Here is a 22422-nt window from a genome sequence, read left to right as displayed (position 1 = left end):
AAAACGCCCGATAACCGTCGGGCGTGAGCGGGTAGCCTATGTGCGCCTGATGGCGCTTCGCTTATCAGGCCTACTTAAATGGGGCGACAGGGAGCGGCCAGTCGCCACCAACACCGGCAGTGTCAGTAACCATGGGTACGAGATAGAGATTTAAGCTCACAATAGCGCGGACCGTAGGCCGGATAAGGCGTAGCCGCCACCCGGCATAAACGCGAATTGTCGTGGGAGTTCGCCACTTTCGCGCCACCGGATAGTAAAACAGGGCATAACGCCCTGTTTTGATGCACAAAAAAGTCTGTCGTAGTGCGCTGTTAGAAGGAGTAGGTAATCCCGGTCGAAATCAGGCCGCTCCAGGATTTGTCCACCATCGGGCTATCGGTGATTTCGTCAGACAAACGAGTGTAGCGGGCGATACCGTAAACGCTCCAGTCGCCGAGGAAACGATAGTTCGCCGCCAGCTCCAGATACGGGTTCCAGCTGCTGTCAGGATCGTAGCTGCGCATGCCGCTGCGATTAGACTCATGCTTCGAGACGCCGTAGTAGTATTCGTTTTGATTGTCGCTGTTCCACTCCACGCCAATACCCGGCGTCAGGGTCAGGTTGCCGTTGGTATAACGGTACAGCCAGGCCAGATCCCAGGTGATACCGTTGCTGTTGTCCAGCGTATCACCAGCAAGCGTCGTACGCAGGAATCCGTACTGAGTGTTATGAACGTAGCTCAAACCCGCCATCATGGTGGATTTGCGGCGGTCCAGCTTGCGCATCTGCGAATTGTCGCTGTCGCCCGGCTTGAAATACATCGGCGACCAGTAAGCGGTCACGGACAGTTTGTCGTTGGTATCATTCCACAGGTAGTAACCACCACCCAAACCGTGGAACCAGAAATTATCACTTTCATAACTAATGACAGGTACCGGATAAACATCTGCATCATATTGTTTATAAGGATGCTCGACGACGCCCACGCCGGCCCCCAGCGTTAACTTCCCGTCAGCGTGCGCTGCGCTAGCTGACGTCGCGATGAACACACCCAGTGCCAGAAGTTTGATTTTAGTCACGATCCATATTCCTGTTGTCAAATAATTAGCGCGTGCAGTTTAACGTCGTAGAGGTCATGCCTCAAATGCTTTACTTGCTCTTACACTAAACCGAACAATTTCCCACTGCTTGATGACCGCCCTCTTGCAACTTCATGACGCATTGATGAACGGCTTTGGCAAGATATGCGAAAAATTGCCTGGTTTCCGGATGAGTTATTGATATGTCATTGAAATTGAGTTTTAGCTGCATGCAAGTTTTCTAAATGCATCTACGCTTAAATTTAGAAGGTGTAGTCGCAGAGCACGTTATCCAAATCGCTTCTGTAACCTGGCACGAGGGTTGCTGAGAAGTGAAGGATGTCGTTCAGCCTGCTCCTTCCGGGGGCCCCTACTATTCATATGAACGGCTCTCAACCTGTGCTAAAAAACGAAAGGACGGCATGCCATGAATATATTCGATCACTATCGCCAGCGCTATGAAGCTGCCAAGGACGAAGAGTTCACACTGCAGGAGTTTCTTACCATCTGCCGGCAAGATCGCAGTGCTTATGCCAACGCGGCTGAGCGGCTATTGACGGCCATTGGTGAACCAGTCATGGTCGATACGGCCCTGGAGCCGCGGCTGTCCCGCCTCTTTTCAAACCGGGTTGTTGCACGCTATCCGGCGTTTGAAGAGTTTTATGGTATGGAAGATGCCATCGAGCAGATTGTTTCCTATCTGAAACATGCTGCGCAGGGTCTGGAAGAGAAAAAACAGATTCTGTATCTGCTGGGGCCGGTCGGCGGTGGTAAGTCCTCGCTGGCGGAACGACTGAAATCGCTGATGCAGCGAGTGCCAATCTATGTACTGAGCGCCAACGGCGAACGCAGCCCGGTCAACGATCATCCGCTGTGCCTGTTTAACCCGCAGGAGGACGCGCAGATCCTCAACAAAGAATACGGTATTCCTAACCGTTATCTCGGCACAATTATGTCGCCATGGGCGGCGAAACGCCTGCACGAGTTCGGCGGCGATATCACTAAATTCCGCGTCGTGAAAGTGTGGCCGTCAATCCTCGAACAGATTGCCATCGCCAAAACGGAACCCGGTGATGAAAATAACCAGGACATTTCGGCGCTGGTGGGGAAAGTGGATATCCGCAAACTGGAACACTATGCGCAAAACGACCCGGATGCCTATGGTTACTCCGGCGCGCTGTGCCGCGCCAACCAGGGGATCATGGAATTCGTCGAGATGTTTAAAGCGCCGATTAAGGTACTGCACCCACTGCTGACGGCGACCCAGGAAGGCAACTATAACGGTACCGAGGGGATCTCCGCCCTGCCGTTCAACGGCATTATCCTCGCGCACTCCAACGAATCCGAGTGGGTAACCTTCCGTAATAACAAAAACAACGAGGCGTTCCTTGACCGTGTCTATATCGTCAAAGTGCCTTATTGCCTGCGCATCTCGGAAGAGATCCGTATTTATGAAAAACTGTTGAATAACAGTGAGCTGACCCATGCGCCATGCGCCCCAGGAACGCTTGAAACGCTGTCGCGCTTCTCTATTCTGTCGCGCCTGAAAGAGCCGGAAAACTCGAGCATCTACTCGAAGATGCGCGTCTATGACGGCGAAAGCCTGAAAGATACCGACCCGAAAGCGAAATCCTACCAGGAGTATCGCGATTACGCCGGCGTCGACGAAGGGATGAACGGTCTCTCTACCCGTTTTGCCTTTAAAATTCTCTCAAGGGTGTTTAACTTCGATCATGCCGAAGTGGCGGCCAATCCGGTCCATCTGTTCTACGTCCTGGAACAGCAAATCGAACGCGAACAGTTCCCGCAAGAGCAGGCCGAACGTTATCTGGAATTCCTCAAAGGCTATCTGATCCCGAAATACGCCGAGTTTATCGGCAAAGAGATCCAGACGGCGTATCTTGAGTCTTATTCCGAATATGGACAGAACATTTTTGACAGATATGTCACTTATGCAGATTTCTGGATTCAGGATCAGGAGTACCGCGATCCGGATACCGGGCAACTGTTCGACCGTGAATCGCTGAATTCGGAACTGGAGAAAATCGAGAAACCTGCGGGGATCAGCAACCCGAAAGATTTCCGTAATGAAATCGTCAACTTCGTGCTCCGCGCCAGAGCGAATAACAGCGGACGTAATCCGAACTGGACCAGCTATGAAAAACTGCGCACGGTTATTGAGAAGAAAATGTTCTCCAATACCGAGGAGCTGTTGCCGGTCATTTCGTTCAATGCCAAAACGTCTACCGACGAGCAGAAAAAACACGACGACTTTGTCGATCGCATGATGGAAAAAGGCTATACCCGTAAACAGGTGCGCCTGCTGTGCGAATGGTACCTGCGGGTACGTAAATCGTCCTGATAGCGACAAACCCGGTAGCCGCGGCTGCCGGGTTTCAGCACCACGGCTCGTATAATGAAAGACATCTACCCTAATCAACATCAGGGTACAGTTGGCAAATGCAGTACAGGAGGGCATATGACCTGGTTCATAGACCGACGCCTGAACGGGAAGAACAAAAGCGCTGTCAATCGTCAGCGCTTTCTGCGCCGTTACAAGGCGCAGATAAAGCAGTCGATCTCCGAAGCCATCAATAAACGTTCGGTGACCGACATTGACAGCGGTGAGTCCGTCTCTATTCCGACGGACGATATTAACGAGCCGATGTTTCATCAGGGGCGCGGCGGGCTACGTAATCGCGTCCATCCCGGCAACGATCACTTTGTGCAGAACGACCGCATTGAACGCCCTCAGGGCGGCGGCGGTGGAGGCGGCGGTGGTCAGGGGCAGGCCAGCGCCGATGGCGAGGGCCAGGATGAATTCGTCTTTCAGATTTCCAAAGATGAATATCTTGACCTGCTGTTTGAAGATCTGGCCCTTCCCAACCTGAAGAAAAACCAGCAACGCCAGTTGAACGAGTTCAAAACCCATCGTGCGGGTTTTACCGCCAACGGCGTACCGGCCAATATCAGCGTGGTGCGCTCGCTACAGAATTCGCTGGCGCGGCGAACCGCGATGACCGCCGGTAAACGGCGCGAACTGCGGGCGCTGGAAGACGATCTCGATACCATTGCCAAAAGCGAACCAGCGCAGTTGCTGGAAGAGGAGCGGCTACGTAAAGAGATTGCTGAACTGCGGGCTAAAATTGAGCGCGTGCCGTTTATCGACACCTTTGATTTACGCTATAAAAACTATGAGAAACGACCGGAGCCTTCAAGCCAGGCGGTAATGTTCTGCCTGATGGATGTTTCTGGTTCAATGGACCAGTCCACAAAAGACATGGCGAAACGTTTTTACATTCTGCTGTATTTGTTCCTCAGCCGAACCTATAAAAACGTTGAGGTGGTCTATATTCGCCACCACACCCAGGCGAAAGAGGTGGATGAACATGAGTTTTTCTATTCCCAGGAAACCGGCGGCACGATCGTTTCAAGCGCCTTAAAGCTGATGGATGAGGTTGTTAAAGCCCGCTATGACCCGGCGCAGTGGAATATTTACGCCGCGCAGGCGTCGGATGGCGATAACTGGGCGGACGACTCGCCGCTGTGTCATGAACTGCTGGCGAAGAAAATATTGCCGGTGGTTCGTTACTACAGCTATATCGAAATCACCCGCCGCGCCCACCAGACGCTGTGGCGCGAGTATGAGCATCTGCAGGCGACGTTTGAGAATTTTGCAATGCAGCATATTCGCGATCAGGAAGATATTTACCCGGTCTTCCGCGAGTTGTTCCATAAACAAGGCGCCACCAGTAATACTTAGTCTCATAAATCAGCCAGATAAATACCCATTCTGGCTGATTTATCTGTCACGAAAACACATTGCCAGGCAGATTCTGGCTCCGTCCATTTACATTTTGATAATTGCCGAATTAATCCTTTACGCATCGGGCCTCCGGACGGCTAAAATAAAGGTTGCACTATTTTTTCTACTATGCGTTAATGGTTGCGTCGATTTGAAAGACAGAAAGATATTACCCAAGCAGTTACTCACACCTCCAGGCGCTATCGCTGATACCACCTTTCCTGAGTCTCTCCAATAGTATTAAGATTCTTCTGCAAATCAAATCCTGTATGCTTTGATACATTAAAAACTGGATAGAAGATGACTAATAAGAGTAATGGCTTAGTAAGACGGTTAAACGCCGGCTAAATTTGATGCGAACTTCTGATTTACGATAACGATGACGGCCTTGACCTGAGTAGATAAATAAGAAGCATCCCATTCAAATCAACACAAAATGGCATAAATTGATAACATAATTTGTCAGGCATGCTATTTTTAGTAGTAACGCAAACGATATTTCCGTTTTGCAGTTCAGCCCATCAGAAATTTACATATCCATCTGTGGGTCAGTAACAAAATGTAAAAAAACATAATAATATAAAAGGATAAAATTATGATTAACAATATTCATTTCCGATGCCCGTGCTGCCATGGGTCACAGTACAGAACCTCACATTTTGATGTGAGCGAAAAAAACCCCTTCGGCGCGAAATGCATTTTTTGCAAATCCGACATGGTGACTTTTGACAATATCGAATCTATCGATGTTTATCAGCCTGTCATGTCACAAGTCGCCGGAAGCAAAATGTTTGCCTCCGCCGCCTCATGAGTGGCCTTTGGCCAGTCCTGCGCACTCTTCAGACACGCGTCATGAAGAGTGCCGCATTTTAGTTAATCTGCCCTGCCTCGCTCTCCACACCTACACTATCTGTCAGCATAGTTAATCTGACCAGCCGTTCGTTCACCCACGCTCTGGTAGCCTGTTTATCCACTATGATAAAATCAGCTAAACGGGTAAGACGAATCCAAACATCATGAAATTACAGAATAAATTACTGCGACATGTTATTTCCGCAGGCGTTGTGGTGTTGACGTCTTCATTTCTTGTATACGAATTAATCGCTACCCATCGCGATATGTCAGGCTATATGCGATACATCATAGAAAAAGGAGAATCGACCTTTCTCTATGATAAGTATCAGAATCAACTCATCATCTCTCAATTTCTGCGCAAACTGGATACTCCCCCAAATCAAACGGAGCTAGAGCAGGTCTGCAATAGCGTACAACACCACGGGGATGTCAGTGGTTTGAATATCGCCGGATATACCTATCCCCAACTGCATGGCACGCTAAGCGCCGCGCATGCCGACTGCGGCAAGTGGCGTGGCGATATTCCTGCGCTCCAGGCATTCGATCGCGCGGTTGCCAGGAATGATAGCTGGCAACCAGAGGTACCTGCGACGCTCAAATCAGAAAAACGCTTTCGCTATTACATAGATCTGGTAAATAAATATATCTATTTTTATGCGCCCGTCAGAATTAAAAGCAATCCGATACAGAACTGGAATTTTCTTCAGGACAGTAAACTGGGTATTAGCCAGGCCAGCCTCGATGGTTTAGAACAGGGTCGCTCGCTCATCTCAACCGTGTATGTTGATGCGATGACGGGAAAGAATATTTTATCGTTTTTAACGCCGGTGTATTTCAAGGATAAGCTAAAAGGCGTAGTGATGGTCGATGTGACCGCGCAAGAGATTGAGGCGTTGTTATATACCAGCGACCGGCCTTTAGTGTGGCGCTATCTGGATATTACCTTGAAGGATTCCGATACTGGCGCCCTCATTGAGGTACATCATAGTAAAACACATCTGTTGAATTACGCCCATTACACCCATCAGGTGGCAGAAAACTTACGGATAAGCTTATCTCTTGATATTATGTATTTTCTGCTCAGTTCGTGGAAACTCTTCCTGTTTTATTTACTCTCTACCGCCGCGTTACTGCATCTGGTGCGGGTTCATTTCCGCCTTTATAACTCGGTATCGAAAGAGAATATCAGCGATACCATGACCGGCCTTTATAATCGTAAGATCCTTACCCCGATGCTGGAGTCGCGCCTGCAACGGCTTACCGCGCAAGGGGTTAACGTGGTAACGATGGCGCTTGACTGCGATGGACTGAAAAAGATCAACGATACCTGGGGGCATACCGCCGGCGACGAAGCGATTATTCTTCTGGCGCGGGCTATTTCCGCTTCCATTCGTAGCAGCGATTATGGCGTGCGCTTAGGAGGTGATGAGTTCTTTCTAATTCTGATCGATTATCCGCATGATGAAGCGGAAAATATCGCGGCGAAGATCCGGCAATATCTGGCGATTCATGACCATCAACAGCGCGTCGATTTTTCCTGGGGCGGGGAACATCTCGCGCCAGAACAATCACTCAGCGACGCAATGAAAGCTGCCGATGCGCGCCTGTATATGAACAAAAAGCAGAAAAAAAGCCCCGACCTTCGCAGATAAGTTTTCATTGCCATCGCGCGGGGTTAAGCTTTGCCTTTTCTGTAGAGGAACTATCGCAACATGCAATCGCCAGAGACCGCAGACATACACCAGCGGTTATGTCGCCTCCTTGATCGGCAACAGGCTCGCTACCGGGTTATGGAACATGAAGCCGTTGGTAAATGTGAAGCCGTATCTGCAATCCGCGGTACCGCGCTGGGACAGGGCGCCAAAGCGCTGGTCTGTAAAGTGAAAGGTAATGGGATAAACCAGCACGTGCTGGCTATCCTTGCCGCCGATCAGCAGGCCGATTTATCCCGCCTGGCGCAGCATATTGGCGGCAGTAAAGCGTCACTCGCCAGCCCGGCAGAAGTCGATGCCCTTACCGCCTGCGTATTCGGCGCTATTCCGCCGTTTAGCTTCCACCCTAAGCTAAAACTGGTCGCCGACCCGTTGCTGTTCGAACGTTTTACAGAGATAGCCTTTAATGCCGGCCTGCTGGAAAAATCGATCATTATGAATACCGACGATTATCTGCGTATCGCCCGTCCTGAGCTGGTAGCGTTCCGTCGCGTCATTTAACGCATCGCCGGTATGCGACAAGGTTCACGGGCGGCGCTGGTAGTCTTATTTGCAGCTAATAAATTAAAAGCCTGTTTATTCACGCGATTATGCGTAGAGTAAGCAGGTTTTCTTTTTTTATTTTGGCAAGGATCTCTGGCATGTTCGATACAACCCTGTTTATTTTGCTGGGGCTGGCGGCGCTCGGCTTTATCAGTCATAACACCACTGTCGCTATCTCAATACTGGTGCTCATCATCGTGCGGGTGACGCCGCTTAATGTTTTCTTCCCCTGGATTGAAAAGCAGGGGCTGACCATTGGTATCATCATTCTGACCATCGGCGTGATGGCTCCCATCGCCAGCGGAACGTTACCGCCCTCGACGCTGATCCACTCTTTTGTGAACTGGAAGTCACTGCTGGCGATTGCCGTGGGCGTGTTCGTCTCGTGGCTTGGCGGACGCGGAGTCGCGCTCATGGGTTCGCAGCCTCAGCTGGTCGCCGGGCTGCTGGTGGGTACCGTGCTGGGCGTGGCGCTGTTTCGCGGCGTCCCGGTCGGGCCGCTTATCGCCGCCGGCATTATTTCACTTTTTATCGGAAAGGCTTAGATAAACTGGCGTGGTAGCGGCCAGGCGTTTGCCCTAATCCTTTTTTAAACATGGTGATAAAGGCGGTTGTTGAATCATAACCGAGCGTCTGAGCGGTTTGCTGTACCGTCTGTCCGCGCACCAGCATCTGCAGCGCCAGAATCAACTGCAGCTGATGCCGCCAGCGGCGAAAGCTTAGCCCGGTTTCCCGCACCACCAGCCGCGCCAGGTTGCGTTCGCTCATGGCGAACGCCGCCGCCCACTGCGACAGCGTCTGCCAGTGCGCCGGATCGCGAGCCATGGTGTCGGCCATCCGGCGGATCTTCGGATGTCCTGAAACCGGCAACTGCAGGTGCTCCTGCGGTTGTTGCGGTAGCTCATCAAATAACACCTGCACCAGGCGCTGCGTAGGCGGCGCGTCAAGCGCCTCCCTGCCGCGTTCGGCAAGGGCCATAATCAACTCTCGCACCAGGGGTGAGATTTTTAACGTGCAGCAATGCTCAGGCATCGGCGCCGCCCCCGGTTCGATAAACAAAAAGCACACCTGCGCCCCTGGCGTTGCGCGATTGCTGTGTGGAAGCTGACCCGGAACCCACACCGCATACAGCGGCGGCACCATCCACATAGCGTTATCCACTTCGCAGGTTAAAGCGCCGTGCAGCGCGAGGATCAGTTGACCTTTGCGGTGCTGATGGCGCGGAATAAACTGCTCGTCGTCCACCACCTGGATGCGAAACGCCAGCGCCGCTTCATGCCCGCTGTCTGGTTCATAGCCGTCTAAACCCAGTCCAATCATCAAATTGTCCGATATTAGCGATAATCTGTCATTTTAGCTTGATTCAAACAGCGGTTAAACAGGCTATTGTTACGACCCTGTTTATTAGTCTGAGAATGTTATGAGTCCTGTTTCTTCCTCTGCCAACGGCAGCAAGCTGCTGCTGATTGTCGGCATTTTATTTATCGCCGCCACGCTACGGGTAACTTTCACCGGTATCGCCCCACTGCTGGATGCGATACGCGCTGAATACCAACTGACGACGGCGCAAACCGGGCTGCTCACTACACTACCTTTGCTGGCCTTCGGACTGGTCTCTCCGCTGGCGGCCGGCGTCGCCCGCCGTTTCGGCATTGAGCGTAGCCTGCTGCTGGCGATGGTGATTATTTGCCTCGGGATCGGATTACGTTCCCTCCCCTCAACAGCCTGGCTATATCTCGGTACAGCGCTCATTGGCTGCGGCATCGCGCTGGGTAACGTGCTGCTGCCTGGGTTAATTAAGCGTGATTTTTCCGGCCATGTGGCCCGTATGACCGGCGCCTACTCCATTACCATGGGCGCGGCGGCGGCGGCAGGTTCCGCAATGGTGGTGCCGCTGGCGCTAGTGGGTTTTGGCTGGCGCGGCGCGCTGCTGCTACTGATGATTTTCCCCCTATTTGCGCTCTTTCTCTGGCTGCCGCAGGCCCGCCGCCAGGCTTCCACGCCGATGACCGGTTCGGGCGCCGCGCATAATCGGGGGATCTGGCGCTCGGCGCTGGCCTGGCAGGTAACGCTGTTCCTCGGCATTAATTCACTGGTCTATTACGTGATCGTTGGTTGGCTGCCCGCAATCCTGCAGAGTATGGGCTACAGCGAAGCGCAGGCTGGCTCTCTGCATGGTCTGTTGCAGCTGGCGACCGCTGCGCCTGGCCTGGCCATCCCGCTGGTACTCCATCGCCTGAAAGATCAGCGTGGCATCGCCGTTCTGGTAGCCTTAATGTGCGTGTTCAGCACGCTCGGTCTGTGGTTACTGCCCGGTCAGGCGGTGATCTGGACATTGATTTTTGGTTTCGGATCCGGCGCTACTATGATCCTTGGCCTGACGTTTATTGGCCTGCGCGCCAGCTCAGCGCATCAGGCCGCGGCGCTCTCCGGCATGGCGCAGACTATCGGTTATCTGCTGGCCGCCTGCGGGCCGCCACTCATCGGTAAAATCCATGATGCTTACGGCGATTGGCATATACCGTTAATTATCGTCGCACTCATCGCAGTGATCATGGCGCTGTTTGGCGCCCTTGCCGGCAGGGCGCGGGAAATTCATTAATCACAAGAGTCGGCAGCCGGGGCTGCCGATTTTTTATTGTCGGGCTGCGTGCAGGAAAGCCTGTACCAGCGGCGCCGGACGCCCTTCCAGCGCGTTGCGCTCGTGCTGGAACAACGTGGCGACGAAGAACGGATGGGTGGTTAACTCCACGGCGCGGATCTCGCCGTTCTCATCCCAACCGGTCACCCGCAGCGCGCCCTGCTCCAGCTCATGGGCAAAGCTTTCGGCAATGCCGTAGTTACAATGATATCCCTCTTCAATGCTGTCCCGGCCATAAGCGCGAGCAATCAGCGTGTTCGCGCGCAGCTCGATAGCGTCTGATTTCTCCACCAGCGAACAGCTTAACGGCGCAATGACCATTCGCCCTTCGCTATCGGTTTCGGCGTGCGCCGCATCCTGCCATCCCATTACATTACGGGCGTATTCGATAATCGCGTGCTGGAAACCGCCGCAGGTGCCGAGGAACGGAATGCCATTTTCACGGGCGTAGCGAATGGCGATAAATGCGCCTTCGGCGTTTTTATACGGGCTGGCGGGAACCACCCAGATAGCGTCATAATCGGTGAGCCGGTCTGCGCTGGTAATCTCGCTGGTGGCTATCCAGTCATAACTCACCGGTTGTTCCAGAACCGCGGCAGCGTCATCAATAGCCAGCGGAATCGCCTTATGGGCAATCACGTCAGGGTTGTAATCGCCAACAAGAGCAATGCGCAAAGGGGTATTCATAGCAGGATCCTTATGTCTGTGGATTATCGGGCAACACAAGGAACCTCAGATTAGCGTTATCATTCGCGGAACACAATGGTTATTTATCGGTGCGCTGCAAGGGCTTGCCGCCAGATTGACATAACGACGGGAGAATAATGATGATTCAATGTAAACGCGTTTTTGACCCTACAGAGGCCAGCGACGGTTACCGCGTGCTGGTCGATCGCCTGTGGCCACGGGGGATAAAAAAAGAGGATTTGCATTATGACGAGTGGTGTAAAACCCTGACGCCTTCCAGCGATTTACGCAAGGCTCTGCATGGAGAAGCGATTGACTTCCCTCACTTCCGCCAGCAGTACCACAAAGAACTGGAAAACCATCGCGATGAAGGGCTACGGCTCGCCAAATTGGCCAACCAGCAACCATTAACCCTGCTCTATGCGGCAAAAGATACGCAACAAAACCATGCGCTGGTGCTGGCGGAGTGGCTAAAGAGCTTAATTTAGCGGCGGCGAATTATTTTTTCGCCGGATGATCGCGCCGCCACAGTTCCCATTCATCGAGCGTTTCGCCACTGGGAAGTTTACAGTCGGTGCGCACGCCCTGAGGTGTCTGGACCGGAACCTGCTTACCGCCCTTCTGGTCGCAATAGACGGCGGCCGGATTGGCCATCCCGATCGAGTTTGGCGGCGGCGGCGCATCAGGCTGTTGTGACTGAGCGCAGCCCGCTAACGCCAGCGGCAACATCATTACTATCCACTTCATAATTGCTCCTGTTTTATTCAAAGCGACCTTTCGCCCTGAATCTCCACGGTTTCTCCATTTTAACTACACTTTTGCCCTTTAGAGTAGCGCTCGTTCTCGAATTGACCAGAGAACAGATCATTCCATAATCAATGAGTTTTGCCCCATCGCCCCCGATGGGGCTTTTTTTTACCGTCGCGATAGCAGATATCCCCCTGCCAAATGTGATACATTCGTTATAAATATGTTTGTTATTAGCTGTTCGCTGCGCCAGCTCGCAGTACTGCGCTAACGTCCGGGGGCCGTTTCATTCATGTCAGACTTCATTCTTGCCCGCGTCTCACAGACGCTTGCTACCGAACGAACGCTCGAAACGTTGGTGCGACAATTGCTGGAAATGCTGGAGCTGGTGACCCGTATGGAGTCAACTTATCTCACCCGCATTGACTTCGAAGCGCAGCGCCAGCTCGTCATGTATGCCCACAACAGCAGCGAAATGCAGATCCCCGAAGGGTTCTCCGTTCCCTGGGACGAGTCGCTTTGCAAACGCGCGCTCGATGATAACTGTATATTTTGCAACGACGTTGGCCAACGTTGGCGCTCCTGTATTGCCGCGCAGGAGCTCGGTATCGCTACGTTCTTCAGTATCCCGGTCCATCTTGCCGATGGTTCCTTATATGGCACGTTGTGCGCCACCAGCCGCGTCAAGCAGCCCTTTAACCTGGAAGGCGAGCAGGTTATGATCCTGTTCGCCAGCCTGATCTCTCATTACGTGGAGAAAGAGACGCTGGTTCAGCAACTGCGCAGCGCGAATGCGGCGCTGGAGATGCACTCCTATACCGATGAGTTGACAGGTTTAGCTAATCGTCGCGCATTGTTTAAACATCTTAAGACGCTGTTTATTACAGCTGGCGCCCAACAACGCAGACTTCTGCTTATCTTCATCGACCTCGATGATTTTAAAGCGATTAACGATAAACTGGGCCACCCCTGCGGCGACAGTTTTCTCATCCAGATAGGCGAACGATTAAGTGCCAGCGTGCGTGACGAAGATACCGTTGGCCGCCTCGGCGGCGATGAGTTTTTAATCATCGGCCCGGCGCTTGAATCATCCGCGCAGGAGGCGTTTATTGCCCACTTACGCCAGCAGCTTACCGGACGTTACCGCCTGGCCGGACACGGTATAGAATATCCTGGCGCCAGCTTTGGGGTGATCGAAGTCGATCCGCGAAATATGGATGTTGAGCAGGCGCTACGCGCGGCGGATGAGGCTATGTACCACGACAAAAACGCACGCCGCATGCTGACCCGGTTCGATATTGACCAAAAAGCATAACTTTCCAGTATGATAGATAACATAACGTTAATAGACAGGAACTGAGCATGAAATTGGGTATTCTTTTTCCGGTGGTGATTTTCATCGTCGCCGTGGTCTTTCTGGGCTGGTTTTTTGTTGGTGGCTATGCGGCGCCAGGGGGGGCATCATGAAAAAGACGACCATTATTATGATTATCGTCGCCATCGTAGTGGTCGCCGGTACCGAATTGGGCTGGTGGTAATCTCATTTTTCCCCTCCGCCCGGTATTGCAGAGTTGTCTTATCTACTCAATAAGTTAAGACGATACACTCACTTCATCAGCCGCTTCGCTGTATTTATTTGCTAAAGCGGGCATTAACTGGAGAAGTGAGTAATGAAAAAACCGATGGTGTTACCGTTGATTATTGCGCTGTGCACGCTGTTATCGGGATGTATCGTAGATGATGGTTATCATCATCGACACCACCACCATCATCATGACCGTGGCTGGTGACAGATAGGATCATTCAAAAAGGCGAACAAGAGTTCGCCTTGTTGCATTTAGTCCTGACGATCAGAACCTAAAAACAGAAAGCCCAGCGGGATAGCAAATAACACGGTGAACACGGTACTGTAAACCATCACCATCGCGCCTTGCAGGAAGAACATTGAAGTTGTCCACTCCGAGTACGGCATGTTGTACTCGCTCACCACGCCACCGAACGTTGCGCGGCCCACGACGGCAAGCGCAATAGCAAATACCGTCGCCATCGACAACAGAAACTTCTTGCCGTTTTTATTACTGAGGATTTTTTGCAGAATCATCCGGGTTCCCTTCTCTGTGAGCGATAATCGGCTGTATATGTAACACCAATGCAATAAAAATTGAAGGGTTTTTGTTACAACACAGCGATTATCGCTGGCAGATAGTTTCCGGGATCAGGACTGCAGCGTCGCCAGGCGTGCGGCAAAGCCGACAAAGACCAGGCCGATCAAGCTGTTGCCCAATTTCGCCAGTTTCTTTTTGGTTTTCACATAGCGCGTAACAAACGAACCAGACAGGATAAGGAAGCTCATGTAGATAAAACTAATGATCTCCAGCGTTAGCGCCAGGATAAAGAACGCGACGCCCGGCGATGTCGCATTAACGTCAATGAACTGGACGAAAAAAGAGACATAGAAAAGGATCGCTTTCGGGTTGGTCAGACTCAGGGTTAACGAGCGTTTGAGGATCGCGCTCCCCGGCTCAGCATCGGCGGCATCATGCCCCTCGCGCTGTTTAAATACCGAGTAGAGCATTTTGGCGCCCAACCAAAGCAGATAAATCGCGCCGAGATAGCGCACAATATTAAACAGCACCGGGGTCGTTTTGATAAGCGTCGCAACGCCAGCAAAAGCCAGGAACATCAGAACCGCATCGCCGATAAATACGCCAGCGGCGGCAAGGTATCCTTTCTTAACGCCGTGCGCGATACCGGTTTTCAGTACAAAAAAAGTATTGGGACCTGGTACGAGAATGATAAAAATAGCCCCGACCAGGTAGGTCAGATAATTCAAAACACCAAACTCAGCGAACACGCTGCACTCCTTCGCTTTCAACAAAAAGTATGATCCGGCTCACGTTAACGCAACTGCGGTCATTTTGAAAGCGTGGAGCGCAACTGTGGTACTAATATACCGAAGTTTCGCCAAGCGGGCGGGTTTTGAACCGGCGATGCACCCACAGGTACTGCTCCGGCGCACGCAGAATTTCGCGTTCAATGACCTTGTTGATATAACTGGCGGCAATCTGTTTATCTTCGCCGGGATAATCATTCATGACTTCACTGATATGCAGGCTGTAGCCTTTACGATCCAGCTTGCGCACCATACTGATACTCAGCATTTTTGAACCGGAGAGGCGCGACAGCACCCAGGTACCATTAGTCGTCGCCGCCTGTGGAACCGAGAAGAACGGCGCAAATACGCTGCCCTTCGGGCCGTAATCCTGATCCGGCGCAAACCACACCGCCTCACCGGATTTCAGCGCATGTACCAGACCGGAGAGATTACGACGGTCGATCATCGCTTTATTCGAGCGCAGACGAGCGCGAGTCTGCACCCACTCCATAAGCGGGCTATTGTGCGGGCGATACGTCGCCATCATCGGACGACACAAGCCCATTGCGCGGCCACCCAGTTCCAGTGACATAAAGTGAATGCCAACAACCATCACGCCTTTATCGGCGCTGAGCGCGTTGTTCAGATTGGCGATACCGTCGACGTCAAACCATTTTTTAACGCGTTCATCGCTCCAGAACCACGCCATACCCGTTTCGATAAGCCCCATGCCGAGAGACATAAAGTTCTCTTCCAACAGCTTTTCGCGGGCAGCGCAGGACATCTCCGGAAAGCACAGCTCAATGTTACGCCGGGCAATGTGTTCCCGACGTTTCAGAAAACGACGTGATAACCGCCCTGCGCTAGTACCGAGCGTATGTAACACGGGATAAGGGAGTTGGACGATTAACCAAAGAATGGCCAGGCCAAACCAGGTCACCCAATAGCGGGGAAGCAATAGATGTTTTTTAAAGGCGCAAGACATGGTTTTTCCTGTAAACATTAAAATATAGGGTAACGCTTAAGGAAAAAACGAGTCCCTTCATCCGTCATTAGGCGATACAGCAAGTCAGACAATAGTAATCCTGGTAAATTCACGGCAGCAAGAAAAAATTACACTTAATGCCAAAATACATAATAGATTCACAGATGTTACAAATTGTAAAGCGGAAATGAAGTCCGTTCATTCATATTCACGCTGATAATCATTTTCGCGCTAATGATTTTTTCTGATATAGGAATGGACTTAAACTGCTATCTGGCGTTTTTACAGGCATGACATCACGCAGGCCGCTGTTGACGCCGCCTTCCGGCACATTAGGCCCTGAACGCGCACGGGCAAAAAACATACATACATCAAATATAGTCAGTGCAAACAATCACTGTGGATAATAATATTTGCGACCGCGCTGGCCGATTAAAAATGTTAGCTATTAATAAATATAAATAAGAACAGGATTATTTATGCTTACTGATAAATACTGACAAAAGTATAACATTGCAATTAACTAATAGTCGCGTTCGCAGGAATCTCAACTATTCCCTGGTTGTTACTTTTTGCTGCACTCCTGGTAATTAAACCGCATTGCCGATGCCATCTCGCAAAATTGAGACTGACAACACATTATCGCTGATTTGGGTTTGTCAGTCCGCGCCTATCGCCTCCTGAAAGGTGATGTAAAAGCAATCACTCCTCATCGCAACTAGATATGAATCAAACTGTGAAAGGATTCATCAAGTGATTAGCAGAATGAAAGCGACTATGTGAGCTAAAATGAATTGTTTACGGAGCGTGGATGAAGCCTCAGATATACATCTCTTCACTCATGCAGCGTCCGGGAGGCATTTGAGCATGCTTTCGGATGCCACAGGATTAACGGCAACAGCGGTTTACATGGACGGAGAGAAAAATGCGTATTGCCTTAAAGTCGGCTTTAATGCTGGTCACGCGCGTCATTAACGCCATCAACCCAAGGTTGGACCTGCATTTACTGCGCACGGCGCTGATAAGCTACAAATTATCGCTGGCGTTGGAGCTTCCAGCACTGCAGCAAAAAACCATCTTTCTGGCCGCGCTGCTGCATGATATCGGCGTACTGGGTGATAAGCGGCGCATTGACTCACTGAATGCGATAGATAACCTTTATGACCCACACCAAATCCGCGGCGTACAGATGCTTGCCGGCCTGGACACTTTTACCCTTATTCGCCCTATTATTGGCGATCACCACTTTGATCCAACCCGCAAAGGCACTCTGGAGCAGCATATCGTCTATTTTGCGGACTGCTTTGAGCGTCTCCTTCCTACGCAAGGCGTCGTTGCCCCGGACCAACAAAAGGCGCTCGTCGCCCGCTTTGTCGATGACTATCGCGATATCGATCCACCACTTTGCGATACTCTGCGTGAACTAGCGCAACACCCTACCTTCTGGCGCCATATGCAAGCAGAGCATATTCAGCGGTTGCTGGAAATTGTGGGGCCGATTAACGACGTATATATTGACATCGATGGTCTGAAAGATATTTGTTTGCTGATCGCGAAAATTGTTGATACCTACAGTAGTTTCACCGCCAGCCACAGCATCATGGTTGGCGAAATTTCTTATGCCCTCGCCGTCTATATGAATTTACCGCCGCTGGTGTGCCGTAAAATTGAAATTGCCGGCTATTTGCATGATATCGGCAAAATATATATTCCACTGGCGATCCTCGAAAAACAGGCTGAACTTAGCGATGACGAAGCCGAATTGATTCGCGAACACAGCTATATGACCGGTGAAATATTACGAGATTTCACCGATCTGGCGGAAATCATCGATTGGGCCGCTAATCACCATGAAAAACTCGATGGCAGCGGCTATCCACTTCATTTGAATCATCGTTATTTGCACCTTCCAGACAGAATTATCGCCGTTGCGGATATCTTTACCGCGCTCGTAGAGGATCGCCCTTATCGGCTCGGTATGCCGTATCAAGAGGCGTTACATCTTATCGAAACTGATGTTATAAATGGCGCTCTGGATAACGATGTGTATCTTGTTTTGCGCCAGCATGCCGAGGAGTTACACCACCTCGTCACCCGCATACCGCGCCTCTGAATCTTCCGGTTGGCTGCGGGGTTCTATAATAAAAAGACGAATGTCTCATTCATCTGCCTGCAAGGAAATATTCGGTGAGAATCGCCACCATGACTAACTGGGCCTACGGGATCACCGTAGGCCTGACCATTGCATCCGGTATGGCGATGCTAATGGCTTCCGGCGCCGATCGCGCTGAACGCCAGGCTGTACAACAACGGGATGCGTTCGTTCGTCTTGCCGATGAGATAGAAAGCGACGCGTGGGAGCTTTCGGACCTCACGCGACTGTACGTCATCGAAAAACAACCAGAGACCCTGCAACAGTATCGTCAGCAGATCCAAACTCTCAAATCAATTGAAGATCGGTTGCTTAAACTAAAAGACATTGGCGCCAGCCAGCAGGAGTTGGCGCTGTTGCGCGACGGCCTGCGTATTGCCGATGAATTACAAGATGAACAGCAGGCCGCCATCGATCGCGTCGCTCGCGGCGAAGAGAAAGAGGCGATTTTGCAGGTTTACGGCAAGCCTTATGAGCAGGAGTTGGATCGGGTGCAAACGCAGATCGATCATTTCCGCCTGCTGCTGGAAGGCCGAACGAACAACGCCATGCAGCAAGCTACTGAAAAATCGCACCTCTGGCGGACGCTTTCGGAAGCGATGGTCGGCCTGACCGCCTTAATGTTTTTATTTGTTCTCGGTTTTATTCTCAAACGCCGGGTACTCACCCCTGTGGTACGACTCAGCGATGTGGTACAACGTCTGGCATCACAGGATTATGCCGTCGAACCACCGCACTTCAAACAGATCGATGAAATCGGCGATATGGCGCAGGCAATCCGCATCTTTCGCGAAAATGGCCTTGCCCGCCAGCGCCTTGAACAACAACGCGATGCCGACTGGGCGGTTCGTGAACTGCTGGCGCGAATGACTCAACGCTTGCAGGGATGTGAGTCATTCGAGGATGTGGTGAAGGTTGCTGAACTTTTCGCGCCCAACATCGCGCCGGACGTTCCTGGCCGACTGTATATTCTGGATACCGATCCCTGGCAAATGCGCTGCGTCGCGCAGTGGCTTTCGCCACCTGACGAGCCCGCAGTCTTTTATCCTGATAACTGCTGGGCAGTACGCCGCGGTCTGAGCCATCCGCCGGTTAACGGCGAGCCGGACATCGCCTGCTATCATCTGCCGCAAGAATGTAACGAGCAATCATTGTGCGTCCCACTGATCGCCCAGGGTGAAGCCATTGGCCTGCTCTCTTTTCGTAATGTCACCAGTGAGACAGCCCCTTCCCGCGCCTATCTCGAACTCATGGCGGAAGCGCTGGGCCTGGCGCTGTCCAATCAGCGTCTGCGCAACGCGCTGCTGGAAAAAGCGTTGTTTGATTCTCTGACCGGGTTGCGAAACCGCCACCATCTTGAGGAAGCGCTGCATACGCAGATGAATCTGGCGGTGCGCAACAACAGTCCGCTGAGCTGCCTGATGATTGATATCGATCACTTTAAGGCGGTTAACGATAATTACGGCCATGAAGCGGGCGATCTGGTGATTAAAAACGTCGCAGCGATCATCCAGCGCGCGGTTCGCGATATTGGCATGGCATTCCGCTATGGCGGCGAAGAGTTTTTGGTGCTGCTTTCCGGCAGCGATGAGGCCAGAGCGGAAGCCTGCGCGACTGAAATCTACAACAACGTGAGAAATATGACTTTACGCTGCGGGCTGACGGATATAGGCCAGGTGAATGTCTCTATCGGTATCGCCAGCTATCCGCAACACGCGCAAAGCGACAGCCTGCTACGTGCTGCAGATGCCGCGCTGTATCGGGCGAAAGAGCTGGGACGTTCGCGGATTATCCGCTTTGATATGCTGAAATCAGCATAACGTGTCACGCCAACCGGGAGTATATTGGCTCCCGCTTGGCGCATTACACCGATTTATCCACCCGGGTATCATTTCCCGACGTCAGGATACGCACCTTATCTCCCTTGTTGAAGATAAGCCGACCGTCGTAACCCTGTAGCACCTGTATCACCTGGCCGCTATTGGTTTTGATTAGCAGTTCAACCTGCTGAGCGCCCTGCTGCCGATCCTGGTGATAGCGTGAAGCGCCAGCTCCGGCCAGGGCGCCTGCGGCGGTCATTGCCGTCTGCCCTTTACCATTACCGAATTGATGGCCGACAACGCCGCCCAGCGTTCCCGCAGCCAGCGTGCGAAGCGGCTGGCGCTGATGCGGGTTGCTAATAATATGGCTTTCCTGTACGACGCCATAATCGACCAACGTTTTAGTCCCGGCGACCCCAGCCTGGCTAAACAACGCGGTCATTCCCAGCGCAATAAAGAGAAACTTCTTCATGATGGCACCCTTGTCTTTTCATTGCGGAAAGTCATTACGCATGTTCCGCCAAAGGGCGGAACATGCGTACATTGTTTAGTTTAGTGCCTGCTGCAGATCTTTTTTTACCTGCTCGCGCTGTTCAGCCGTCAGTACCTGATTAATACCGAAGTAATATTTCACTCGGTAATAACGCGTTTGCTGATCCAATTGCGCAAAAGCGGCTAACTGCTGTTTTACTTTCGCATCATCCCATTTGCCGGATTGAATCACATCAACCAGAGCCCCATCCTGGTAACCACCAATTTTGATATTTTTGAGGTTTGTTTCCAGCTCCTGACGCAGGGCCTGAATTTTGCTGACCTGATCGTTGCTCAGCTTGAGATGTTGCACCACCGGGTCCTGGGATAACGGCGGTACTTCGGTTGTCGTCGCGGCCTGAGCGGCAACGGAAAGACCCGCAGTCATCAACACGGCGGCCAGGGTGTTACGCAAGAAAGTATTCACGATAAATTGTCCTTAATACGCTTTATAAAGAGTGCGGATTATTACCTCCGGAATATGATCCATCTGTAACTAAGCGTTAAATTTAAATCTGAACAAATTTACAATAGATTTTATTTAATAGATAAAATAGCCGGGATGTCAGCAGCGGATCTTTTTTTAACTACACTTATTGCTAAATTGGTTGAATATTCTCTTCGATTCATCAGGAACGCCTTATGTCTCCACGTAGCGCCAGCGATCTGTACGCCGAAATGAAAAATATGTCAGTAGAAGAGCGTATTCGCTTTTTCTCGCTTTCGCTTGCGGAAATGCATCGTGAGCTACAGGAGAGCATCAGCGAGATTGAGTCGATGCAGCGAGCGCTGGCCGAAAGCGAGGAGAACCATCGACAGCTGGTTGAGACTGCACAGGATGCGGTGATTACCATCAATCATGCTGGCGTGGTGATTAACTGGAACCAGGCCGCGGAAAGAATGTTCGGCTGGTCCGCTGGGGAAGCTATCGGCAACAACCTGGGCGAGATGATCGTGCCGGAAGAGTTTCGCGAGCAGCACGCCCGTGGTTTAATGCGCTTTCAGGCGGCTCAGCCGTCGAATATCCTTAATCGCACCATCGAAATTACCGCCCTGCATCGCACTAAAGGCAAATTCCCTATCGAACTGTCGATCTGGCCTCATCAGCAATCAGGCAAGCAGATTTTCTCCGCGTTTATTCGCGATATCACCGACCGTAAACAGCGGGAGCAGGTGGTCTGGTTGCACGCCAACTTCGACGCGCTGACCGGATTACCAAACCGCAGGCTGTTGGTTAATCGCCTGGAGCTGGCGATTACTCAGGCCATCGCCAATGAGACAGAAGTAGCGCTGCTCTTTATCGATCTCGACCGCTTTAAGCCGGTGAATGACGTTTACGGCCACGCCGTGGGTGACGAACTGCTGCGGCTGGTGGCGTTTCGTCTACAAAGCGTTTTACGAGAAGGTGATACGGTGGCCCGCCTCGGTGGCGATGAGTTTATCGCCCTGCTCCCTGGTTTAAAAGCAAACGATCCGCTCCCCCGACAAACGGCGGAAAAAATCAGCAATGCGCTGACTCAGTCATTTTTGATCCACGAGCATGTTATTACGATTTCCGGCAGCATCGGCATTGCGCTTTTCCCTCACGATGCCGCAGATGCCGATACATTGCTGAACAGTGCGGATAAAGCGATGTACAGTAGTAAGAAGGCGACGCCGCGAGAGAGGTAAGTAAGGTATTCAGCCGTTTCAGCGTCAAAATACTGGCCCCGGAAGCGCAGCGGGTTGTTGATACGATCGGCGTAGACCTCCCCTTTTTCTCCCCATACGCCCGTCTTCTCTGACCACACTATCTCGCCCTGCAATGGCGTCAGGCGGTGCTGCCGGCTGCCAGTATCAAAAATACCCTGTGCCGCCGGCTGGAATCTTTTTTCCCGACATTATTCCATTTGCTAAAAGGGCTTTCGCATTGCAAAAACCACACAGTAGCGTGGATTTTTATCATTTAAAGAAATAGTTCTTACTCTCGCTAAAAAATAAACTCTCTCATTTTCGATTACTTTATAAAATT

The 22422-nt window shown here is 51.6% G+C and carries 24 protein-coding genes and 1 pseudogene; 15 read left to right on the top strand and 10 right to left on the bottom strand.

Annotated features, from left to right (window positions below):
- Positions 1–311 precede the first annotated feature (311 nt).
- Positions 312–1058 carry a MipA/OmpV family protein gene (locus KGA69_RS16035; protein WP_045393290.1) on the bottom strand — a complete coding sequence of 249 codons (747 nt, stop codon included), beginning with the start codon at positions 1056–1058 and terminating at the stop codon, positions 312–314.
- A gap of 427 nt (positions 1059–1485) precedes the next feature.
- Here KGA69_RS16035 and yeaG point away from each other — a divergent pair, with 427 nt between their 5' ends.
- The 6 genes from yeaG (at position 1486) to KGA69_RS16005 (ending at position 8518) form a co-directional block, all read left to right on the top strand.
- Complete coding sequence (gene yeaG, locus KGA69_RS16030) at positions 1486–3420, top strand: protein kinase YeaG (RefSeq protein WP_015366145.1); 1935 nt, start codon at positions 1486–1488, stop codon at positions 3418–3420.
- Between the two features lie 117 nt (positions 3421–3537).
- Entirely contained in the window at positions 3538–4821 is a 1284-nt protein-coding gene (locus KGA69_RS16025; RefSeq protein ID WP_015366144.1) for a YeaH/YhbH family protein, read from the top strand.
- Positions 4822–5458: 637 nt separating this feature from the next.
- Complete coding sequence (locus KGA69_RS16020) at positions 5459–5674, top strand: cold shock small protein YmcF (RefSeq protein ID WP_047077931.1); 216 nt, start codon at positions 5459–5461, stop codon at positions 5672–5674.
- A 205-nt stretch (positions 5675–5879) separates the two neighbouring features.
- Complete coding sequence (gene dgcJ, locus KGA69_RS16015; protein ID WP_213292460.1) at positions 5880–7370, top strand: diguanylate cyclase DgcJ; 1491 nt, start codon at positions 5880–5882, stop codon at positions 7368–7370.
- Between the two features lie 60 nt (positions 7371–7430).
- A complete protein-coding gene (locus KGA69_RS16010; RefSeq protein WP_045393294.1) occupies positions 7431–7931 on the top strand; it encodes a YbaK/prolyl-tRNA synthetase associated domain-containing protein in 501 nt (166 codons plus the stop codon).
- Positions 7932–8071: 140 nt separating this feature from the next.
- A complete protein-coding gene (locus KGA69_RS16005) occupies positions 8072–8518 on the top strand; it encodes a DUF441 domain-containing protein (RefSeq protein WP_045393296.1) in 447 nt (148 codons plus the stop codon).
- Here the strand turns inward: KGA69_RS16005 and KGA69_RS16000 are convergent.
- Positions 8502–9296, bottom strand: coding sequence for an AraC family transcriptional regulator (locus tag KGA69_RS16000; protein WP_161801878.1), 795 nt, complete (start codon positions 9294–9296; stop codon positions 8502–8504). The genes KGA69_RS16005 and KGA69_RS16000 overlap by 17 nt on opposite strands.
- Before the next feature lie 97 nt (positions 9297–9393).
- On the opposite strand from KGA69_RS16000, the gene KGA69_RS15995 reads away from it, so the two are divergent.
- Positions 9394–10575 carry a CynX/NimT family MFS transporter gene (locus tag KGA69_RS15995; protein ID WP_045393300.1) on the top strand — a complete coding sequence of 394 codons (1182 nt, stop codon included), beginning with the start codon at positions 9394–9396 and terminating at the stop codon, positions 10573–10575.
- Positions 10576–10608: 33 nt separating this feature from the next.
- On the opposite strand, the gene KGA69_RS15990 is transcribed toward KGA69_RS15995, so the two are convergent.
- Entirely contained in the window at positions 10609–11301 is a 693-nt protein-coding gene (locus tag KGA69_RS15990; RefSeq protein WP_047066927.1) for a CTP synthase C-terminal region-related (seleno)protein, read from the bottom strand.
- A gap of 140 nt (positions 11302–11441) precedes the next feature.
- Here KGA69_RS15990 and KGA69_RS15985 point away from each other — a divergent pair, with 140 nt between their 5' ends.
- The gene (locus KGA69_RS15985) at positions 11442–11789 is read left to right on the top strand and encodes a DUF488 domain-containing protein (RefSeq protein ID WP_213293142.1); all 348 of its coding nucleotides are present in this window, start codon (positions 11442–11444) and stop codon (positions 11787–11789) included.
- A 10-nt stretch (positions 11790–11799) separates the two neighbouring features.
- Here the strand turns inward: KGA69_RS15985 and KGA69_RS15980 are convergent, their stop codons facing one another.
- On the bottom strand, positions 11800–12048 hold the full coding sequence (locus tag KGA69_RS15980) for a putative hemolysin (RefSeq protein WP_045374851.1): 249 nt from the start codon (positions 12046–12048) through the stop codon (positions 11800–11802).
- 292 nt (positions 12049–12340) lie between these two features.
- Between KGA69_RS15980 and KGA69_RS15975 the strand changes: the two genes are divergently transcribed.
- The 4 genes from KGA69_RS15975 to KGA69_RS15960 all read left to right on the top strand — a co-directional run bounded on the left by KGA69_RS15975 (position 12341) and on the right by KGA69_RS15960 (position 13838).
- On the top strand, positions 12341–13363 hold the full coding sequence (locus tag KGA69_RS15975) for a sensor domain-containing diguanylate cyclase (protein ID WP_045397993.1): 1023 nt from the start codon (positions 12341–12343) through the stop codon (positions 13361–13363).
- A gap of 47 nt (positions 13364–13410) precedes the next feature.
- Complete coding sequence (locus KGA69_RS15970; protein WP_045374857.1) at positions 13411–13515, top strand: YoaK family small membrane protein; 105 nt, start codon at positions 13411–13413, stop codon at positions 13513–13515.
- Positions 13512–13586 carry a protein YoaJ gene (gene yoaJ / locus KGA69_RS15965; protein WP_100279139.1) on the top strand — a complete coding sequence of 25 codons (75 nt, stop codon included), beginning with the start codon at positions 13512–13514 and terminating at the stop codon, positions 13584–13586. The genes KGA69_RS15970 and yoaJ overlap by 4 nt, the downstream gene beginning before the upstream one ends.
- A gap of 132 nt (positions 13587–13718) precedes the next feature.
- Entirely contained in the window at positions 13719–13838 is a 120-nt protein-coding gene (locus tag KGA69_RS15960; RefSeq protein WP_072201265.1) for a hypothetical protein, read from the top strand.
- Positions 13839–13885: 47 nt separating this feature from the next.
- Here KGA69_RS15960 and KGA69_RS15955 read toward each other — a convergent pair whose 3' ends face one another.
- The 3 genes from KGA69_RS15955 to lpxP all read right to left on the bottom strand — a co-directional run bounded on the left by KGA69_RS15955 (position 13886) and on the right by lpxP (position 15908).
- Entirely contained in the window at positions 13886–14149 is a 264-nt protein-coding gene (locus KGA69_RS15955) for a DUF2534 family protein (protein WP_015366132.1), read from the bottom strand.
- Positions 14150–14263: 114 nt separating this feature from the next.
- Positions 14264–14902 carry a leucine efflux protein LeuE gene (gene leuE, locus KGA69_RS15950; RefSeq protein ID WP_047045141.1) on the bottom strand — a complete coding sequence of 213 codons (639 nt, stop codon included), beginning with the start codon at positions 14900–14902 and terminating at the stop codon, positions 14264–14266.
- Between the two features lie 91 nt (positions 14903–14993).
- Positions 14994–15908 carry a kdo(2)-lipid IV(A) palmitoleoyltransferase gene (gene lpxP, locus KGA69_RS15945; protein ID WP_045397989.1) on the bottom strand — a complete coding sequence of 305 codons (915 nt, stop codon included), beginning with the start codon at positions 15906–15908 and terminating at the stop codon, positions 14994–14996.
- A gap of 925 nt (positions 15909–16833) precedes the next feature.
- Here lpxP and KGA69_RS15940 point away from each other — a divergent pair.
- Together KGA69_RS15940 and KGA69_RS15935 are read left to right on the top strand one after the other, a co-directional pair.
- Positions 16834–18021 carry an HD-GYP domain-containing protein gene (locus KGA69_RS15940; protein ID WP_047045147.1) on the top strand — a complete coding sequence of 396 codons (1188 nt, stop codon included), beginning with the start codon at positions 16834–16836 and terminating at the stop codon, positions 18019–18021.
- A gap of 74 nt (positions 18022–18095) precedes the next feature.
- A complete protein-coding gene (locus KGA69_RS15935; protein ID WP_045397984.1) occupies positions 18096–19880 on the top strand; it encodes a diguanylate cyclase in 1785 nt (594 codons plus the stop codon).
- A 43-nt stretch (positions 19881–19923) separates the two neighbouring features.
- On the opposite strand, the gene KGA69_RS15930 is transcribed toward KGA69_RS15935, so the two are convergent.
- The gene (locus KGA69_RS15930) at positions 19924–20352 is read right to left on the bottom strand and encodes a glycine zipper 2TM domain-containing protein (RefSeq protein ID WP_047045152.1); all 429 of its coding nucleotides are present in this window, start codon (positions 20350–20352) and stop codon (positions 19924–19926) included.
- Between the two features lie 75 nt (positions 20353–20427).
- Positions 20428–20838 carry a Spy/CpxP family protein refolding chaperone gene (locus KGA69_RS15925; protein WP_072251527.1) on the bottom strand — a complete coding sequence of 137 codons (411 nt, stop codon included), beginning with the start codon at positions 20836–20838 and terminating at the stop codon, positions 20428–20430.
- Between the two features lie 215 nt (positions 20839–21053).
- Here KGA69_RS15925 and KGA69_RS15920 point away from each other — a divergent pair, with 215 nt between their 5' ends.
- The gene (locus KGA69_RS15920; protein ID WP_045360499.1) at positions 21054–22082 is read left to right on the top strand and encodes a diguanylate cyclase domain-containing protein; all 1029 of its coding nucleotides are present in this window, start codon (positions 21054–21056) and stop codon (positions 22080–22082) included.
- 14 nt (positions 22083–22096) lie between these two features.
- Here KGA69_RS15920 and KGA69_RS24360 read toward each other — a convergent pair.
- Positions 22097–22228, bottom strand: a pseudogene (locus tag KGA69_RS24360) (sugar-binding protein); the annotation flags it as partial.
- Between the last annotated feature and the right edge of the window lie 194 nt (positions 22229–22422).

The sequence above is a fragment of the Klebsiella sp. A52 genome (genome assembly GCF_018388785.1).
GTDB classification, from domain to species: Bacteria; Pseudomonadota; Gammaproteobacteria; order Enterobacterales; family Enterobacteriaceae; genus Klebsiella; species Klebsiella aerogenes.
The sequence above is the reverse complement of the archived record's forward strand: the minus strand, read 5'-3'. Positions and strand labels throughout refer to the sequence as shown.

Coding starts and splice junctions, on each gene's coding strand:
- yeaG (WP_015366145.1), top strand. CDS start 1,486: ATGAATATATTCGATCACTATCGCCAGCGCTATGAAGCTGCCAAGGAC.
- KGA69_RS16025 (WP_015366144.1), top strand. CDS start 3,538: ATGACCTGGTTCATAGACCGACGCCTGAACGGGAAGAACAAAAGCGCT.
- KGA69_RS16020 (WP_047077931.1), top strand. CDS start 5,459: ATGATTAACAATATTCATTTCCGATGCCCGTGCTGCCATGGGTCACAG.
- dgcJ (WP_213292460.1), top strand. CDS start 5,880: ATGAAATTACAGAATAAATTACTGCGACATGTTATTTCCGCAGGCGTT.
- KGA69_RS16010 (WP_045393294.1), top strand. CDS start 7,431: ATGCAATCGCCAGAGACCGCAGACATACACCAGCGGTTATGTCGCCTC.
- KGA69_RS16005 (WP_045393296.1), top strand. CDS start 8,072: ATGTTCGATACAACCCTGTTTATTTTGCTGGGGCTGGCGGCGCTCGGC.
- KGA69_RS15995 (WP_045393300.1), top strand. CDS start 9,394: ATGAGTCCTGTTTCTTCCTCTGCCAACGGCAGCAAGCTGCTGCTGATT.
- KGA69_RS15990 (WP_047066927.1), bottom strand. CDS start 11,301: ATGAATACCCCTTTGCGCATTGCTCTTGTTGGCGATTACAACCCTGAC.
- KGA69_RS15985 (WP_213293142.1), top strand. CDS start 11,442: ATGATTCAATGTAAACGCGTTTTTGACCCTACAGAGGCCAGCGACGGT.
- KGA69_RS15980 (WP_045374851.1), bottom strand. CDS start 12,048: ATGAAGTGGATAGTAATGATGTTGCCGCTGGCGTTAGCGGGCTGCGCT.
- KGA69_RS15975 (WP_045397993.1), top strand. CDS start 12,341: ATGTCAGACTTCATTCTTGCCCGCGTCTCACAGACGCTTGCTACCGAA.
- KGA69_RS15970 (WP_045374857.1), top strand. CDS start 13,411: ATGAAATTGGGTATTCTTTTTCCGGTGGTGATTTTCATCGTCGCCGTG.
- KGA69_RS15960 (WP_072201265.1), top strand. CDS start 13,719: ATGAAAAAACCGATGGTGTTACCGTTGATTATTGCGCTGTGCACGCTG.
- KGA69_RS15955 (WP_015366132.1), bottom strand. CDS start 14,149: ATGATTCTGCAAAAAATCCTCAGTAATAAAAACGGCAAGAAGTTTCTG.
- lpxP (WP_045397989.1), bottom strand. CDS start 15,908: ATGTCTTGCGCCTTTAAAAAACATCTATTGCTTCCCCGCTATTGGGTG.
- KGA69_RS15940 (WP_047045147.1), top strand. CDS start 16,834: ATGCGTATTGCCTTAAAGTCGGCTTTAATGCTGGTCACGCGCGTCATT.
- KGA69_RS15930 (WP_047045152.1), bottom strand. CDS start 20,352: ATGAAGAAGTTTCTCTTTATTGCGCTGGGAATGACCGCGTTGTTTAGC.
- KGA69_RS15920 (WP_045360499.1), top strand. CDS start 21,054: ATGTCTCCACGTAGCGCCAGCGATCTGTACGCCGAAATGAAAAATATG.